Origin of the sequence: Phaeodactylibacter xiamenensis (assembly GCF_000759025.1) — a bacterium.
Classification (GTDB): Bacteria; Bacteroidota; Bacteroidia; order Chitinophagales; family Saprospiraceae; genus Phaeodactylibacter; species Phaeodactylibacter xiamenensis.
In genome coordinates this window covers 34,003-51,921 of record NZ_JPOS01000010.1, presented here as the reverse complement: position 1 = coordinate 51,921, position 17,919 = coordinate 34,003, and the positions used below count along the sequence as shown (strand labels likewise).

Annotated in this window: 10 protein-coding genes; 5 read left to right on the top strand and 5 right to left on the bottom strand. The window is 52.3% G+C overall.

The window, feature by feature from the left end:
• Positions 1 to 55: 55 nt before the first annotated feature.
• The 5 genes from IX84_RS02685 to IX84_RS02675 all read left to right on the top strand — a co-directional run bounded on the left by IX84_RS02685 (position 56) and on the right by IX84_RS02675 (position 3,947).
• A complete protein-coding gene (locus IX84_RS02685; protein WP_202965196.1) occupies positions 56 to 1,759 on the top strand; it encodes a DUF262 domain-containing protein in 1,704 nt (567 codons plus the stop codon).
• A gap of 10 nt (positions 1,760 to 1,769) precedes the next feature.
• Positions 1,770 to 1,937 carry a hypothetical protein gene (locus IX84_RS33250; protein WP_160213631.1) on the top strand — a complete coding sequence of 56 codons (168 nt, stop codon included), beginning with the start codon at positions 1,770 to 1,772 and terminating at the stop codon, positions 1,935 to 1,937.
• A 37-nt stretch (positions 1,938 to 1,974) separates the two neighbouring features.
• On the top strand, positions 1,975 to 2,127 hold the full coding sequence (locus tag IX84_RS33245) for a hypothetical protein (RefSeq protein WP_160213629.1): 153 nt from the start codon (positions 1,975 to 1,977) through the stop codon (positions 2,125 to 2,127).
• A 13-nt stretch (positions 2,128 to 2,140) separates the two neighbouring features.
• A complete protein-coding gene (locus IX84_RS02680; protein WP_044216354.1) occupies positions 2,141 to 2,629 on the top strand; it encodes an anthrone oxygenase family protein in 489 nt (162 codons plus the stop codon).
• 469 nt (positions 2,630 to 3,098) lie between these two features.
• A complete protein-coding gene (locus IX84_RS02675; protein ID WP_044216352.1) occupies positions 3,099 to 3,947 on the top strand; it encodes an NmrA family NAD(P)-binding protein in 849 nt (282 codons plus the stop codon).
• Between the two features lie 274 nt (positions 3,948 to 4,221).
• On the opposite strand, the gene ccsA is transcribed toward IX84_RS02675, so the two are convergent.
• The 5 genes from ccsA to IX84_RS02650 form a co-directional block, all read right to left on the bottom strand.
• A complete protein-coding gene (gene ccsA, locus IX84_RS02670) occupies positions 4,222 to 7,344 on the bottom strand; it encodes a cytochrome c biogenesis protein (RefSeq protein WP_044216351.1) in 3,123 nt (1,040 codons plus the stop codon).
• A 19-nt stretch (positions 7,345 to 7,363) separates the two neighbouring features.
• A complete protein-coding gene (locus IX84_RS30600; RefSeq protein ID WP_052515708.1) occupies positions 7,364 to 8,161 on the bottom strand; it encodes a GW dipeptide domain-containing protein in 798 nt (265 codons plus the stop codon).
• 118 nt (positions 8,162 to 8,279) lie between these two features.
• Positions 8,280 to 9,917 carry a hypothetical protein gene (locus tag IX84_RS02660; RefSeq protein WP_044216350.1) on the bottom strand — a complete coding sequence of 546 codons (1,638 nt, stop codon included), beginning with the start codon at positions 9,915 to 9,917 and terminating at the stop codon, positions 8,280 to 8,282.
• Positions 9,918 to 9,967: 50 nt separating this feature from the next.
• Positions 9,968 to 16,087 carry a hypothetical protein gene (locus tag IX84_RS02655; protein ID WP_152604891.1) on the bottom strand — a complete coding sequence of 2,040 codons (6,120 nt, stop codon included), beginning with the start codon at positions 16,085 to 16,087 and terminating at the stop codon, positions 9,968 to 9,970.
• A complete protein-coding gene (locus IX84_RS02650; RefSeq protein WP_152604890.1) occupies positions 16,066 to 17,904 on the bottom strand; it encodes a cytochrome c family protein in 1,839 nt (612 codons plus the stop codon). Before IX84_RS02650 ends, IX84_RS02655 begins: the two co-directional genes overlap by 22 nt.
• Between the last annotated feature and the right edge of the window lie 15 nt (positions 17,905 to 17,919).

Sequence of the window (17,919 nt, the reverse complement as noted above, 5' to 3'; positions counted from 1 at the left end):
TTTCCCTATTTTCACCCTATTAAACAGACGGTGACTGCACCATTAAGTGAGCGTGATGAACATAGGTGCCTCCAACAGAACCTACCGGCAGCTCATGGGAAACGGGCTGATTTACACCGTGCCCCGTTTTCAGCGCGACTACAGCTGGACGAGTACGGAGTGGGATGACCTGTGGCAGGATATTGAGGCGCTCTTTGAAGAAGGAGGAGAGCAGGAGCATTATATGGGGTATTTGGTCTTGCAATCGAGAGACAGCAAAAACTTTGATGTCATAGACGGTCAGCAGCGTTTAACGACTTTGAGCATATTGGTGCTGGCGGTTTTGGGCAACCTGCAGAACCTGATTGATAACGGTATAGAATCGGACCCGAATCAACGGCGCTTAGACCAATTGCGCAGTGCCTTTATTGGCTATCTTGATCCGGTTACGCTCATCCCCAAAAGCAAGCTCTACCTCAACCGGAATAACAACAACCTGTATCAGCGCTACCTGGTGCCGCTGGAACCGGCTCCAAGACGAAACCTGAAAGCGACGGAGCACCTGATGCGGAAGGCTTACGACTGGCTCTATGATCAGGTGAAAAAGCGCTTTGCCTCCAATCAAAAGGGAGCGGAACTGGCACAGTTTATTGATTCCTTATCGGACAAACTCTTCTTCACGGTCATCACGGTAAATGACGAGCTTAATGCCTACAAGGTTTTTGAGACCTTAAATGCGAGAGGGGTCAAACTCTCCTCGACTGACCTGCTGAAGAATTACCTGTTTTCGGTGGTGCACAGTCAGGGTGGCGATGAGCACGAACTGCGCGAAATCGAAGATCAGTGGGAGCGGCTGGTTGGGGTGATCGGTAACGAAAGCCTGCCCGACTTCCTGCGTGCCTATTGGAACAGTAAAAATCGGTTTGTACGCCATGCAGAACTTTTTAAACGGGTAAGGGAGCGGATAGCCGGAAAAAAAGCGGTCTTTGATTTGATCCGGGATGTAGAGCAAAATGCGCAGGTCTATGCCGCTTTGCCTCATGCGGAGGACAGCCTTTGGAATAGTGAGCAGGCTGAATATATCAAGTACCTGCGGATGTTCAATGTCCGGCAATTGTACCCACTGCTGCTGGCCGCTCACCACAAACTACAGCCGGGAGACTTTACGGGCTTGCTGCGCGCCTGTTGTATCATTTCATTCCGGTACAATGTCATCGGAAGTTTAGCGGCGAATGAGCAGGAAAGAGTGTATAACCGGGTTGCTGTGCAGCTTTCATCTGACGAAATCAGGGGGTTACAGCAAGTGCTTACCGCTTTAAAGCCCATTTATATTGCCGATGATAAATTCAGAGGCGATTTTACAGATAAGGTTATGCGGACGACTCAGGCCCGAAACAAGCGGATCGTCCGGTACATCCTGTTCGAGATCGAACGGCATACTTCGGGCAGCAGCTATGATTTTGAGAGCGATGCGTACAATATTGAACACATCATGCCGGAGTCGTTACAGGAAGCATGGGATCATATCGGCGACAGAGATCACGAACAGTTCCTGTACCGTCTGGGCAATATGACGATACTCAATAAAACTGTGAATCGAGAGATTGGGAATAAAGGGTTCAACACCAAGCGGGAGGCTTTTGCACAAAGTGAATTCAAAATCACCCAACGAATAGCCAGTGAGAACAACCGGTGGGATCCCGACCGAATCGTAGCTCACCAAAAATGGCTGGCCAGGCAGGCAACGGCTATCTGGAGGATCGCTCAGTTGAGTGACTGAACCAGAACACATGCCCGGCGACTACTTCATGATCCCCATCTCCGAAGTCAAAAACATCAACATTATACTGACGATTAAGTGGTTTGCCACAGCAAACCTACTCAATGCCTGCCTGCGTGTCGGTACTTCGGCAGGCAGGTCAGCATTTACGCTGGGAAGTGGCTTACGCCTGCCCTGACAAGCTACGCTTCGTCAGTGGCCTGTCCTGACAAGCTATGCTTCGTCAGTGGCCGATGTCGCAAACCACTTCGTATTGCGTATACAAGCAGGTCTTCGTCTATCGGCGCATGCCCAAAGGCAACGCCCCCCGGCTAACCGACCTGGAATACCGGACCCTGAAGCTTTGGATTGATGCACTAAACCTCTAAAACGCTTTTCAACATGGACTTTTCTATCAAATCCTTTATCCTGTTTACCGCAGTGGCCCTTACCGGGCTTTCGGCCGGCTTGTTCTACGCCTGGTCAGTATCCGTCATTCCCGGCACCCGCAAAATTCCGGACCCGGTTTACCTGGAAACCATGCAGTCCATCAACCGGGCGATCCTGAACCCGGCCTTTTTCCTGATCTTTTTCGGGAGCCCCCTGGCATTGGGCATCAGCACCTTTCAGCAGGCGGGCAGCGGCTGGGCATTCGGGCTGCTGCTTGGCGCAACACTGACGTACCTGGCAGGCACCTTCGGCGTAACCGCCCTGGGCAATGTCCCTCTCAATGACGCCCTGGACATCCTCGATTTGGTCGAGCTGAGCCAACAGGAAGCCGCCGATTTCCGGCAACACTACGAGCAAAAGTGGAACCGCCTGCATCAGCTGCGGATGGCCTGTTCGGTACTGGCTTTTGCCTTGTCGCTGTTAGCGCTTTTTAAAGTTTAAAATGGCAAGCAAGGCAGTTCGTTGTAAACGCTGTAAGGCCGCATAAAAGGTACGCATTTATACCCTGGTAACCACGCCGTATCGTATATCGACTTCGTAGAAGTCACACCCTTCTAACCTGGCCAACATCGCAGCAGATCGACTTCGTAGAAGTCGCATGTTATCCCAGCTTAGCGTTGGTACCCTGGTGGATTGAGTTCTAAATGCCTGACCACTTGTCCCAATAAGCTGTCAGCCAATTTGGACCAGCGTATTCACTCCTTTAAAATCAACTAATTCAATTTTTTAACCATCATGAGTAGTGTCAAGCAGGAACGATCAACACCAGATCCGCTACCTAACGCAAACGGATACCATTCCAACGGCTTTAGGGCCCCACCACGTAATGCGCTGTGGCCTTTGCGAGCCCCTTTGCGAACTTTGCGTGAACCAGCTACCTTGATACCCCACTCATCCAAACCCAACTCTTATGAAAAATTCAAGCAACATCCTCGTCATCGGCGGCACCGGCAAGACCGGTCGCAAGGTAGCCCAAGAACTGCAAAAGCGCGGTCAAAAGGTCCGCATCGGCGGCCGCAACAGCAACCCCGCATTCGACTGGAGCAAGCCCGATACCTGGGCAGAAGCTTTGGAAGGCATGGACAAGGTCTACATCGTTTTCTACCCCGACCTGGCCGTGCCCGGTGCCCTGCAAGCCATCACAAAACTCACGGAAATGGCCAAAGAGGCGGGCGTGCAAAAGGCCGTCCTCCTCTCCGGCAAGGGGGAGCAGGAGGCAGAACGCTGCGAACAGGTAGTGGCCCAATCCGGTATGGACTACACCCTGGTGCGCGCTTCCTGGTTCAGCCAGAATTTTAGCGAAAGCTTCCTGATGGAGCCTATCCTTGCCGGTTATGTGGCCCTGCCCATGCCTGATGCTAAGATCCCGTTTGTGGATACCGGCGACATCGCCGAAGTGGTGGTCGAAGCCCTTATAAACGATGCCCATAACGGGCAAACCTACGAGCTGACGGGCCCGCGCGCAATTACCTTCCGTGCCGCTGTCCGGGAAATTGAAGCAGCTACCGGCAAGTCCATCGTCTACCGCGCGGTTTCCCTCGAGGACTATAAGGCATCGATGGAGGCTGCGGGCCTGCCCGACGACTACGTGTGGCTGATCGACTACCTTTTCCGCGAAGTGCTCAGCGTACCAGCCAATCAGGACGTCACCCGCGATGTGGAGCGCGTGCTCGGGCGCCCGGCGACCGACTTTACCGCTTATGCGCAAAAAACTGCGGCAAGTGGGATTTGGGGGGAAACCGTCCCTCAATCGGTTTAATACGTGGGGGTTCATAACAAATTGCACTACTTGAATAGCTCGGCAGCATTCGTGGATAAGCTGGAGCAGAGCGGGAAGCTCTACCCCAGCAGCTATCGCGCTTAAATGCACAGAGGGTTGCCCCCCTGGTGTTAAACCCGGTGTTTACTTTCTGTTTTGTGTAATATGTTATACACACAATACGTGGAAATGCAAGGCTGAAGTGCTATTTTCAGCCTTGCCAACCAACTCCTTATCCTTATGGACCAGCCTGTTTTCCGAAGCGCAACCCGCATTAATGGTTATCAACCTTCATCTTTGCCTTGTTGTATTGCCAATTTCGCCAAAGTGCAAGCAGGCTGATCACCGTAAGGCAGATTACGGTATAATAAACAAAAGGTGGAATCGGCACAGGATCACCTGCTGCATAGGAATGCAGCCCGGATAAATAATAATTTACCCCAAAGTAGGTCATAATGACGGAAGCCCATCCAAACAAAGATGCAACGTTGAAGGCATAAGCCCCTCTGAATCCGGGAATGAACCGCATGTGGAGAATGAAGGAATAGACCAGAATTGTAACCAGTGCCCAGGTTTCCTTTGCATCCCACCCCCAGTAGCGCCCCCAGGATTCATTCGCCCATACGCCTCCGAGATAAGTGCCTACACTGACCATGACTAAGCCTCCAATGAGCGTCATTTCGCTGATTTGAGTCATCTCCCGAATCATCCGGTTCACGTTTTTGGCGTTTTTTGGCGTACGGAATATAATGAACACCAGGTTGATTAACCCGATTAATGCACCGAGCATGAGAAAGCCATAGCTGCCCGCTTCAAGCGATACGTGGATGGTCAGCCAATAGGATTTCAGCACCGGGACCAGTGGGGTGATTTCCGGGTCGAGCCAGCTCAAACCAGCTACCATCAGGATGGTGGAAGCCAGTATAGAGGTGGCGGCCAGACTGCCCAGTGATTTACGCCCGAAAAGAATACCAGCCAGTACTGTGGTAAAAGCAATATAAATCATTGATTCGTACCCATTGCTCCAGGGTGCGCGGCCGGAAACATACCACCGGAGCCCCAGCCCAAAGGTATGCATTGCAAAAGCAGCCAGGAATATACCTATCGCGATCCGGACCGGCCATTTTAAACCCAACCCGGGTTTGAATACTCTTGCAAAAAGCAGTCCCAGAAAAGCCAGGCCGAGCAGGGCATATACTTTTCCTAAATGGCTAAATACATTTAACCGGTTCAGTAGTATTTCTGCACTGATCTTTTGTTCGGAGGGCATCACAGCAGCGCCATTCTTGTATTGAAATTGGCGCAACTCATCAACTAGGCGGTTGGCCAGGTCCCAGTCGCCATCATGCAAAGCTGTTTGGATGGTGGGGACATAGGCGTCATAGAATTTCTTTCCGAACGAGGCCTCCTGTTGTCCGTGCCGGTGGGCATCATTGGGTGATTCCCAAAGGTTATTGGGGTCACCAGGTACCGGAAAGACTTTGAAGAAGCTGCCCGAAAATACCATGTTGCAGATGTTGACCCGCTCATCCAGTTTCATCATTTCCTTTTCGAAGACGCCGCGGTCCTTCTTAGGCGTATTGTAAGCTTTGCGAACGTGCTCCTGCAGGATATAATTACCATTTTGATCAAAGAAATCACGGTAGGCGGCAAGTTTGCCTTCCACCGGGATGAGCGCTTTCGTTTTATCGTGCCGCCCCATTTTGATGAGCGGCAGGTGGTACCAGTCTTTCGGGCTGGCCGTCATGCTTATGATAGCCTGTTCTGCACTAAGCCCGTAGATGGTTTCTTTGCGGGATAGCTTGCGCAAAATCTCACTGGCATAGGTATTCATAGGTTTCATTCGCCCTCTGTGGTCCTGCATAACCAGGCGTCCGAATTTTTCGGCATGCATAGTGGAAACCGGAGGGCCCAGTACATAGTTGGGGGCAGGGGAGGCCATAGCCAGATTGGAGGCAAGCATTAAAGGCAACAGGACCAGGGCTGAGGATGGTTTGCTTTGCATTTGCTTCAGGTTGCGGGCCAGTTGCTGAAAGCGGCTCTTCCTGCTAAAGAAGGTAAGTACCATGCCAATGGTGAGGACGGCATACCCCAGGTATGAAATCCAGGTGCCCCACCAATCGTGATTGACACTCAGGTAAGTACCCAGTTCATCCGGGTCGAAGGAGGACTGGAAAAACCGGTAACCATCGTAATTCAGGATATGATTCATGTAAATCCGCTGATCCTCCTGAATACTGTTGCGTTCGTCCAGCAGGGTCACTTCACTGGCATAGGAAGAGGCACTGTTGGTACCCGGGTACTTTTCAATGATGAAGTCTCGCAGCTGTAATGCAAAAGGAAGCTGAATGCGCCTGGAACCGTAGGCAACGGACAACTCGAGGTCGCCAAGCAGGAAGGTACGCGGGCGGCCTTCCACACCCTTGCTTCCAAAGATGTATTGCTCCTGCGTCTGTTTTCCATCGCTCACCCGGATTTGAATGCCGGCGGTGCTGTTGCTTTCCATTTTTTGGTTTGCGGAGGCCAGCTTAAGGTGCCCCGTTGGGGTAAACTGGCCAAAGACGAAGCTTTCCCGTGCGCTGGCGTAAAGGCTACGGAGCTTAAGGGGATGATAATGCCCGGCTTGCAAAGTGTCTCGCTGTTGAGTAGCCATGACCGTTTGAGTGAAAAGGGTGGGGGCTTTGAAGTAGGGCTGGCCGTTTTCTACCTTAATATTGAAGGCCTGTGGGTCCTCAACCTTTGTGAAATTGAATAGGGTGCCGCGAATACGGCTGCGTTGCCCTTCCTGAATGTAGTATTCTTCACGGCCGTTTGCGCCGCCAATAACGATTTGCAGGGTGGGAACACCCGCTTCGTCATTCAGCAGAAACTCTTTGGGGTTAGGCATGAAATCAGTCACCTCTACATCAATGGTCGTCGCCCCAAGCTGGTAGGACTCCTGAAAATGGTTATAGCCTAAACTGGCAAACAGTACAGGTTCGTCAAACCGGTATTGCCGGCCTTGCTGCCGGGCTTCAAAAATAAGGTAGGTCTCCGCGCTGAGGAAGGTATTTGAACTGCTACCCTCGCGGATATGCATCATGCCTTCAAAGCCAAAATAACGGGTGACAGCGGCACCCATGAATATAATGACGATTGCAGCGTGAAAGGAAAGCACAGCCCATTTTTTCTGCTGAACGAGGCGGTATCGAAAAATATTGACCAGAATAGTGATGCCAAACATTAGCATCAGCAATTCCAGCCACCAGGATTTGAAAACGACTTTTTGAGCGGCGCTCGTGCCGAAGTCATTCTCAATAAAGGTGGCTGCTCCAATAGCAACGGCGAAAAGAATCATATACAGCCCGGCTGCTGAAGTGGAAAACAGCCGGTTGGAAATTAGCTTTAATAGTTTCATGACCAGGGATAGTTTTGGGTTACCGGAGCACAGCACCTTCCATAATAATATCATACTGATAGCCGGCACCAAAGTCTTTGTTCAGGGCAATGGTCCCTTCCAGTGTGATGATGGCGCCCAGGGGGATATTCTCGGTTGTGGTGATAGTCAGGTCCAGCCCTTCGCCTGACCCATCCTGCAGGTGCACCCAGTTGCGGTTCATAATCATGGGGTTGACCTTTACGCACTTGCCTGTAACTTTTATTTGCTGGTTGTTGTATTTTTCCTTTTGGGCTATAAGGTCCGCAATGGAGACAGCACCTGCTGCGGGCTTTATGTCCTCAGGGCGTACTTCAAGATCGGTGGCCGCCGCCGCATTCATCTGTGCAAAGGCTTCATCCAGTACGGCTTCGCTATCCGAAGGCGCTTTCCAGAATTTGGAGACGAGGTAAAGCGTTTCGAAAACCCGGTTAAATTCCTGGCTGAAGAACTGCTTTTTGAGGAGGCCTCCTTTGAAGAAATAGGTTTCACCTTCAGTAATCTCTTGTTTAGATACGGCAACCCAGTATTGTTCCCCCTCTTCCTCTACGTGCAGGTAGGTATACCGGTCTGTATTCAATACCTCATTGACGGTCACCTGATGGGTGGCTTCTGCCGGGTTAGATGGCGTTTCAGTCGCTTCCTGCAGTGCCGGGATGGTATTCGAAGTTGTGCCTTCAGGGGTATCGGACGGTTCACTTTCGATAACTTTTGGTTGGCCTCCGCAGGCGGCCAGGATGCCGATCAGGAAGCCGGAAAGGCAAATGCTCAGTAATCTTCTGTAATTTAGAGAAATCATAAGTCTAATGTTTAGAATCGCGCAGCTGAGTAACCTGAGGGTTTGCTATGGGATTAGCTGGCTAATGGTGTTTTTGTTTGTTTAGTAAGGCCGTATCTTCAATAGCTGTGTCCTACACTCAAAACCGCTGAATAATTTTTGTATTAATGCGTTGATAGGGTTGTTCCTGTTCAATAAAAGTACCTTCATAAAAGACCAGCAAGCTCAACTGCTTACGGATGCGCAGCGAAAGGCTTGCGCCTGCAATTTTTTGGTCCACCTGTGAGCCTGTATTCTGGTACTCGTAATGTACCGTTCGGAAGTACACATCTCCATCAAGGCGTTTCTTAATGATTGGCCTGGAAAGGCGCAAATCGTAAATCTGGCTCTTGATGTAGTTGGTCTGTAAGAGGGTGGCCGAAAGAGATGCCCGCATGTTGAGCCTCGGTATTTTCGACCAAGTTAGGAATGCTCTCAGGTTTTTGGACTGATTTCGGTCACTCCTCTGAAATCTCCATCCGGTATTGACGCCCAGCGTGAGAAGTTTCGCCGGCCGCAGATTGATACTAAACCGCAGCCCCTGCCGTGTTTCATCCTGGATAAGCTGGTCGATAAAGCTTTTGTAAGATTCGTAGTAAATGACGTTGCGCCGGTTATCGTAGGACAGGGAAAGCCTGATTTTTTTGTTCACCCGGTAGCGCATAGACAGGTATAAACTGGTCAGGCGCAGTTTGTTTTGGACTTCACTGTTCAGGTTTTCGTAGAGATCGGCTTCCACCGAGGAGAACAAGTTAAAGCCTTCAAAGGGCGTACTGCGGTGCTGAAAATAAAGAAACCGCCGGTCCGTTTGCCCCTGATTGGTCTGTTCCAAAAAGCCAACGGTTGTCCGGTGGCTTTGTTGTTTGCCGGGCGCGGTCAGCGCCAGATAGCCCCCCGCTTCGAGTAGAGAAGGGTTGAAGCTGTAGTCGGAATAATCTGGTCTGAAGCCTGCGATCCCACCCAAGGTAAAAGCGCCGATTTGCTGCTCATATTGCAGTCCGTCAATGGCACCTACGCTCGACATATTCGGGTTGATCCGGCGGCCTAGCGTTAGGTTGGAGGTGGAGTCAAAATCATAGCGGACAGAAAGGGCATATACCTTGAGGGCATTAGATAAATTATCTTGTACCTCTTCCCACTCTCCCAGCGTATGCCTGAATGTGATGTATTGCTCAGTTGAAAACCGGGAATCCTTTAAGTGGTCACCCCGAAAAGAGAAAGCATAGCGCATCCGGTGCAAGTCACGGTACTCAGACCTACTACTGTAAGAAGCAGCGGAAAGCCGGGCCCTGATTTTTTCGAGGCTTCTGCCAGGCTCTTCCTGTTCCTGGTCTTCCTCTGGTACTAGTACCGGTGTAATCCCATTAACGGCCTCATCTTTCGGTACAGTGGTTTCAGCAGGCGCAACTGAGGGTGGGGGAAGTGATTCATCAACCGGGATTTTTGCATAAATCAAATCTTCCTTTTGAAAGGAAAAGTTTGCAAAGGGCGTGCAAACCGCAGAGGTTGAAGATTTATTATCCGTTTGCAATGCTGGCAGGTAGTGACCTTCCCGATTGATATAAAGGGTATCTCCTATAGTGATACCTTTTGTAGAAGAAAACTTGACATAGACATTTCTCGAAGAGAGAAAGGATACTTTACCGTTAATCCAGGTTACAGCGGCATCAGATCCCTGTCCCTGCAGCGTTGTCGCTACAAGAGAAAACCAAAATGCTATACCTAAGAGACTCCTCATTTCGCTATTGATCTTTGGTCTATGTATTCATCCTTAATTATCTAACTGTCTTAATCATCACCTGTGGGGTGACAGGCAAAACAGGCATTGTTTTCAAATATATACCCCGAAACTTCATCATGTTCATCAGCCAGGTCAGCGGCATCATTGTGGCAGTTGATACAGTCGAAAATGGCATAATTGCCTGGGGTGGTATGACAGTCTGTACAGCTATTCCACTCTTCGTCGTGCTTGCCACTGTAAATGGGGAAGTACATAGCGTCGTGATCAAAAGTAGAAGGTATCCAAGTGTTCTGACCATGGCAGGCTTCACAATCCGTAGGGAAGTTTGCTATGGCGTGATTGGGGTTATTCGTAGCGTTATAGTCATCGCTATGGCACCCGAAGCAGGTATTGGGGGTATTATTGTAATCGCCGTTATGGCAGTCGTTGCAGTTGAAGGCAATAGCGGCATGCGCGCCCACAAGCGGATAGTACTGGTCGTGGTCGAAAGAGGAAGGGATCCATGCACCTTCCGTGTGGCACTGCTGGCAGTCAGTTGAGAAATTAGCTGCTACATGATTGGGGTTGGTGACGGCGTTATAGTCATCGCTATGGCACCCGAAGCAGGTATTAGGGGTGTTATTGTAATCGCCGTTATGGCAGTCGTTGCAATTACTGGCAATAGCGGCATGCGCGCCCGAGAGGGGATAGTACTGATCGTGGTCGAAAGAAGAAGGCACCCACGCATTTTCGGTATGGCACTGCTGGCAGTCCGTAGGGAAGCTGGCTGCAGCGTGGCTGGGGCTGCTGGTGGCATTATAGTCATCGCTATGGCACCCAAAGCAGGTATTGGGGGTGTTGTTGAAATCGCCATTATGGCAGTCCACGCAGTTGTTGGCGATGGCGGCATGCGCGCCAGTCAGCGGATAATACTGGTCGTGTATATCAAAGGAAGCCGGGGCCCAGTCAGGAGCAGTGGTATGGCATGAGGCACAGTCCATAGGGAACCCAAGCGCGAGGTGGTTGGGGTTGTTACTCTGGTTGTAGTCATCAGCATGGCAGGCATCACAAGTGTTCGGGGTATTGTTGTAATTGCCCTGGTGGCAGGCAAAGCAGTCGTTCTCAATCGGCAGGTGAGCGCCGGTCATTGGGAAGTACTGGTCGTGGTCGAAAGTAGCGGGTACCCATGCAGTCAGCGCGTGGCAGCTTTCGCAATCAAGTGGGAGCTGAGCGTTAACGTGATTGGGGACAGTGGCGGCGTTGTAATCATCGATATGGCACCCGTCGCAGGTATTAGGGGTATTATTGTAATCGCCGTTATGGCAGTCGTTGCAATTACTGGCAATAGCGGCATGCGCGCCCGAGAGGGGATAGTACTGATCGTGGTCGAAAGAAGAAGGCACCCACGCATTTTCGGTATGGCACTGCTGGCAGTCCGTAGGGAAGCTGGCTGCAGCGTGGCTGGGGCTGCTGGTGGCATTATAGTCATCGCTATGGCACCCAAAACAGGTATTGGGGGTGTTGTTGAAATCACCGTTATGGCAGTCCACGCAGTTGTTAGCGATGGCGGCATGCGCGCCAGTCAGCGGATAATACTGGTCGTGTATATCAAAGGCAGCCGGGGCCCAGTCAGGAGCAGTGGTATGGCATGAGGCACAGTCCATAGGGAACCCAAGCGCAGTATGATCCGGATTTGCTGTGGAGGCGTAATCCTGAAGGTGGCAGGCGTTACAGTCTGTCGGGGTACCTGCATATCCGTTAGTGTGACATTCCACGCAAGTGGTACTTAGGTGTGCGCCCGTCAGTGGGAAGGCAGTAGCGTTATGGTCAAAGACATTTGCGGCATCTCCTGTAGGGTGGCAGGCCAGGCAGGCGGTGTTTTCATAAACATAGCCGCCCACACCTTGGTGATGGTCATCGGTCTCCGGATTTGTATGGCAGCCTAGACAGCTAAATTCAGCGAAAGATGAAGGATTGGTGTGGCATTCCATGCAGGTGTTCCACTCTCCTTCATGAGCACCACTGTAGATAGGGAAGTAGGGGCCATCGTGGTCAAATGAGGAAGCGGTCCAATCATTTTCAGTATGGCACTCCAGGCAATCTGTGGCGAATTGAGCTACAATATGGTCCGGATTTTCGGTATTATTATAATCCTCGCTGTGGCATCCGAAGCAGGTGTTGGGGGTATTGCTGTAGTCCCCATTGTGGCAAGCCGCACAATCATTAGCGATAGCGGCATGAGCGCCATTGAGGGGATAGTACTGGTCGTGGATGTCAAAGCTGGCGGGCACCCAGTCGGGCTGCGTAGTATGGCATTCGGCACAGTCTGTAGGCAGGCCGAGCGCTTGGTGGTCAGGGTTGACGGTAGTGGAATAGTCTTGTGCGTGGCACCCGTTGCAGGTGTTCGGGGTATTGTCGTAATCGCCGTTGTGGCAGGCCACGCAGTCGTCTTCAATGGCCTGGTGCGCACCAGTCAGCGGGTAGTGGGCGTCGTGGTCGAAAGAGGAAGGTGCCCATGTGCTTTCGGAGTGGCAGCTAGCACAGTCGGTCGGGAATTGGGCGGCTTGGTGGTCAGGATCAGAGGCTTGGTTATAATCATTGATATGGCAGCCGGCGCAAGTATTGGGCGTATTGTTGTAATCGCCGTTGTGGCAAGCTGCACAATCGTTGGCGATAGCGGCATGAGCGCCATTGAGGGCATAGTAGCTGTCGTGGCCATCAAAAGCAGCGGGGCTCCATCCGGTCTGGGTAGTATGGCAGGCTGCACAGTCGCTGGACAGGCCGAGGGCGTTGTGGTCCGGGTTGGCCGTAGCATTGAACTCGGTGGTATGGCAACTGGCACAATCTGTGGGGGTGCCTGCGTAGCCGCTGCTGTGGCAGTCAAGGCAATTGGCGGCCAGGTGCGCGCCGTCTAGTGGGAAAGCGGTGGTATTGTGGTCAAAGACGTTGTCGGCATCGCCCATAGGGTGGCAGGCGAGGCATGCGGTATTTTCGTACACATATCCGCCGACGCCCTGATGCTCGTCATCGGTCTCCGGGTTGGTATGGCAGCCAATACATGAGAACTCTGCATAATTGGCAGGGTTGGTATGGCATTCGGTACAGGTATTCCATTCGCCCTCGTGTGCACCGGAGTAGATGGGGAAGTACTGGGCATCGTGCTCCAGGGTAGAAGGTGCCCAGGCATCCTCGGAGTGGCAGGTGGTGCAGTCAGTGGGGAACTGAGCGGCAGCATGCCCAGGGTCCGTGGTATTGTTGTAATCCTCGCTGTGGCATCCGAAGCAGGTGTTGGGGGTATTGCTGTAGTCCCCATTGTGGCAAGCCGCACAATCATTAGCGATAGCGGCATGAGCGCCATTGAGGGGATAGTACTGGTCGTGGATATCAAAGCTGGCGGGCACCCATTCGGGCTGCGTAGAATGGCATTCGGCACAGTCTGTAGGCAGCCCGAGCGCTTGGTGGTCAGGGTTGACGGTAGCGGAATAGTCTTGTGCGTGGCACCCGTTGCAGGTGTTCGGGGTGTTGTCGTAATCGCCGTTGTGGCAGGCCACGCAGTCGTCTTCAATGGCCTGGTGGGCTCCGGTCAGCGGGTAGTGGGCGTCGTGGTCGAAAGAGGAAGGTGCCCATGTACTTTCGGAGTGGCAGCTAGCACAGTCGGTCGGGAATTGGGCGGCTTGGTGGTCAGGATCAGAGGCTTGGTTATAATCATTGATATGGCAGCCGGCGCAAGTATTGGGCGTATTGTTGTAATCGCCGTTGTGGCAAGCTGCACAATCGTTGGCGATAGCGGCATGAGCGCCATTGAGGGCATAGTAGCTGTCGTGGCCATCAAAAGCAGCGGGGCTCCATCCGGTCTGGGTAGTATGGCAGGCTGCACAGTCGCTGGACAGGCCGAGGGCGTTGTGGTCCGGGTTGGCCGTAGCATTGAACTCGGTGGTATGGCAACTGGCACAATCTGTGGGGGTGCCTGCGTAGCCGCTGCTGTGGCAGTCAAGGCAATTGGCGGCCAGGTGCGCGCCGTCTAGTGGGAAAGCGGTGGTATTGTGGTCAAAGACGTTGTCGGCATCGCCCATAGGGTGGCAGGCGAGGCATGCGGTATTTTCGTACACATATCCGCCGACGCCCTGATGCTCGTCATCGGTCTCCGGGTTGGTATGGCAGCCAATACATGAGAACTCTGCATAATTGGCAGGGTTGGTATGGCATTCGGTACAGGTATTCCATTCGCCCTCGTGTGCACCGGAGTAGATGGGGAAGTACTGGGCATCGTGCTCCAGGGTAGAAGGTGCCCAGGCATCCTCGGAGTGGCAGGTGGTGCAGTCAGTGGGGAACTGAGCGGCAGCATGCCCAGGGTCCGTGGTATTGTTGTAATCCTCGCTGTGGCATCCGAAGCAGGTGTTGGGGGTATTGCTGTAGTCCCCATTGTGGCAAGCCGCACAATCATTAGCGATAGCGGCATGAGCGCCATTGAGGGGATAGTACTGGTCGTGGATGCCAAAGCTGGCGGGCACCCAGTCGGGCTGCGTAGAATGGCATTCGGCACAGTCTGTAGGCAGCCCGAGCGCTTGGTGGTCAGGGTTGACGGTAGCGGAATAGTCTTGTGCGTGGCACCCGTTGCAGGTGTTCGGGGTGTTGTCGTAATCGCCGTTGTGGCAGGCCACGCAGTCGTCTTCAATGGCCTGGTGGGCTCCGGTCAGCGGGTAGTGGGCGTCGTGATCGAAAGAGGAAGGTGCCCATGTACTTTCGGAGTGACAGCTAGCACAGTCGGTCGGGAATTGGGCGGCTTGGTGGTCAGGATCAGAGGCTTGGTTATAATCATTGATATGGCAGCCGGCGCAAGTATTGGGCGTATTGTTGTAATCGCCGTTGTGGCAAGCTGCACAATCGTTGGCGATAGCGGCATGAGCGCCATTGAGGGCATAGTAGCTGTCGTGGCCATCAAAAGCAGCGGGGCTCCATCCGGTCTGGGTAGTATGGCAGGCTGCACAGTCGCTGGACAGGCCGAGGGCGTTGTGGTCCGGGTTGGCCGTGGCATTGAACTCGGTGGTATGGCAGCTGGCACAGTCTGTGGGCGTGCCTGCGTAGCCATCTGAATGGCATTGTATGCAGTCCGTAGTGATATGTGCTCCGGTTAGCGGGAATCCGGACTCATTATGATCAAAGCTGTTATCCTCGTCACCGGTAGGGTGGCAGGCCAGGCATGCAGTATTCTCATAAATATAGCCGCCGACCCCGTTGTGTTCCTCATCGGTTTCGGGGTTGATGTGGCAGTTGATGCAGGTAAAGGAGGAATAGTCACTGCTGTTGTCGTGGCAGTCGGTACATTTCATCCATTCCCCTTCGTGGGATCCGGAATAAATAGGAAAATGTAATGCATCATGGTCTGCGTAATTAGCGGGCATCCAACCCACATCAGTAGTATGACATTGGGCGCAGTCATTGGAGAAGCCGGCAGGCTCATGACGGGGTTCCATCGTATTTTCAAAATCATTCAGATGGCAGGATACACACTCGGGCGAGGTGGAGGTGAAATCCCCGGACGTATGGCACTGTGTGCAATCCGAAATGTCGTGTCCTGCTGTGAGCGGGAAAAAGCTGTGGTCTATATTGTCAGCTCCTCCCCAATCAAAGGCATCCGGGCGGTGGCATGCCGCACAATCGGTAGAAAATCCGGCATCCTGATGATTAGGGTTCGTGGTTGCATTAAAGTCATCGATATGGCAGTTGATACAGTCATTTCCGATCCGGTTGAACTCCAGGGTTGTAGCGGAGGTATGACAGTCTGTACAACTGATGGAAGCGTGTGCACCGAGAAGGGGGAACCCATTTTCCTGGTGGAGTTCTGTAATATTGTCCACGAGCCAGTTGGCTGGAGTGTGGCAGCGGGCGCAGTCGTTGCCTACGGTCATCCTGTGGATATCCGTGTGGCAATCCATACATTGTGTGTGGGCTTCCTCAAAAACCAGGGTTATGTGGCAGGCCCGGCAATCTGTGTATTGGTGTTGACCCGCCAGAGGGAATGCTGTGGTGTCATGGTTGAACCTAAGTGTGTCAGCATCAATACGCCAATTTTCAGAGGAGTGGCACTCCGAGCAATTGACCCTGAATTCAGGACCGTGAGGGGATTGTGCCTGAAGCGTAAGCCCCCACCAAAGCAATAGCGGTATTATTGATGGCAATCTACGCATTCGAAGCTTTTAAATTGATATTGAATAAAAGTTACTCCATCGTCCCCAATGGTTTTGTGGCAGTCCTGGCAAGCAAGCTCTGCATGGCGGCCTTCTAAAGGAAATTCGGTGTTATCGTGGTTGAAAAATTCGATATTCCAGCTTTCGAACCCGTGGCAGCGTAAACAGTCTGTAGCGCCATCTTTGGCAAACTGGTTGTTGTGTACACTGTCATGGCAAGCCTGGCATTCACCAGAGGTATTTTGAAAACCGGCATATCTGTTCAGGCTCGATTCATCAGCAGTATGGCAATCCAAACAGCCCTGACGGGCATGGGCGCCGGTGAGCTCAAATCCGGTTTGGCGGTGGTCAAAATGGTTGCCCTCCCAGCTTTGAGTGGAATGGCAGACCTGGCAATCCTGGCCCGGATAGAAGGTTTCTGCAATGAACCCCCTATGCACATCTTCATGACAGTCAACACAAGTCTCGCCAAGGTTCCTGAAGACCCATTGATCTTCCTGAAGATGACAGTCAACACAAGGCGTAGCAAGGTGGGCGCCATCCAATGGGAAGCGGCTTTGATTATGTGCTTCAAGAGTATATAGCGTAAGGTTAAAACCTTCCTCTGAATGGCATTCGCGGCAGTCCCTTTCCTCGCTATTGGGCTCCCAAGGCGTGAATGCCCCCTCGTGATAGTCGTCATGGCAGGCGGCACAATCCTCGTGCGGTACCGGCTCAATGAAGCTTCCGGTATGGCATTCGCGGCAGTCGACTTTCTGGTGCTTGCCTTTGAGGTGGAAAGCGGTGAGGCTGTGGTCGAACTCATTTTCATCCACCGAACTGAATGATCTTTCATTATGGCAGGCGGCACAATCAGTCCCGAACCGGTCCTCGTGTACATCCTCATGGCACTGATTGCACGCATTGGTTGCCACTCCAAGTTTATCCTGGAAGAGGGACGTCGGAGAGCGGTCCAGTTCATGGCACCCGGCACAATCGGTTTGCTGGTGCGCTCCCTTAAGCGGAAAGGGGGTCTGATTATGGTTAAAACGCTTTAGCTCAGAGCGGGAAGTAAAGGATTGTTCATTATGGCACTCCTTACAATTGCTGCCAAGGTTGCGCTCGTGGACATCTTCGTGGCAGCTATTGCAGTTGTGGAATTCCAGTCCGGTAAAAACCTGGAAGGGTTCCCCGTTAAGGATTGTTTCTTCGTGACAAGCGGCACAATCGGTTTGCTGGTGCTGCCCTTTAAGTGGGAAAAGCGTCTGGTTGTGGTCAAATTTTTCTGCCGGTGTGAATGCCGTTGTGGTATGGCATTGTGTACACTCTGTACTGGATAAGGTACCCTGGTGATAATCCTCGTGGCATTCTGCGCATCCCTGAGAGAGTCCCAGATAGGTATCTTCCCGGCGGCGCAATTCAGGATCATCGATGAAGTCTGGACGATGGCATGCCCGGCAGTCTGTGCGCTGATGCGCACCCGTGAGTTCATAACCCGTCAGGCTGTGGTCAAAGGCATCTTCATCAAATCGGACCATATCAAAATTGCGGCCATGGTGCTCGCTGTGGCACTCGGCGCATTCTTGCTGACGTACTGAGGGCGCTGCGTGGTACCCTTGTTTCTGACTGATCCGTACTGCAATTTCTTCATGGCAGGCCAGGCACTTTTCGTTAGAGACTTTTTTGCCCAAGGTATGGCACTGCGTACAATTGGTGATCCCTTCCAGATCGGCATGCGACCGGGTCAGGGCTCCGGGCGAAAGTTGTGCCTGAAGACCAGCTAAGGAGCTAAGTGTGATGCCCCAAATCAGGGTGATATGCAGTAGTTTCGTATTCATTGTGCTGCTGCCTGC

Coding starts and splice junctions, on each gene's coding strand:
- IX84_RS02685 (WP_202965196.1), top strand. CDS start 56: ATGAACATAGGTGCCTCCAACAGAACCTACCGGCAGCTCATGGGAAAC.
- IX84_RS33250 (WP_160213631.1), top strand. CDS start 1,770: ATGCCCGGCGACTACTTCATGATCCCCATCTCCGAAGTCAAAAACATC.
- IX84_RS33245 (WP_160213629.1), top strand. CDS start 1,975: ATGCTTCGTCAGTGGCCGATGTCGCAAACCACTTCGTATTGCGTATAC.
- IX84_RS02680 (WP_044216354.1), top strand. CDS start 2,141: ATGGACTTTTCTATCAAATCCTTTATCCTGTTTACCGCAGTGGCCCTT.
- IX84_RS02675 (WP_044216352.1), top strand. CDS start 3,099: ATGAAAAATTCAAGCAACATCCTCGTCATCGGCGGCACCGGCAAGACC.
- ccsA (WP_044216351.1), bottom strand. CDS start 7,344: ATGAAACTATTAAAGCTAATTTCCAACCGGCTGTTTTCCACTTCAGCA.
- IX84_RS30600 (WP_052515708.1), bottom strand. CDS start 8,161: ATGATTTCTCTAAATTACAGAAGATTACTGAGCATTTGCCTTTCCGGC.
- IX84_RS02660 (WP_044216350.1), bottom strand. CDS start 9,917: ATGAGGAGTCTCTTAGGTATAGCATTTTGGTTTTCTCTTGTAGCGACA.
- IX84_RS02655 (WP_152604891.1), bottom strand. CDS start 16,087: ATGCGTAGATTGCCATCAATAATACCGCTATTGCTTTGGTGGGGGCTT.
- IX84_RS02650 (WP_152604890.1), bottom strand. CDS start 17,904: ATGAATACGAAACTACTGCATATCACCCTGATTTGGGGCATCACACTT.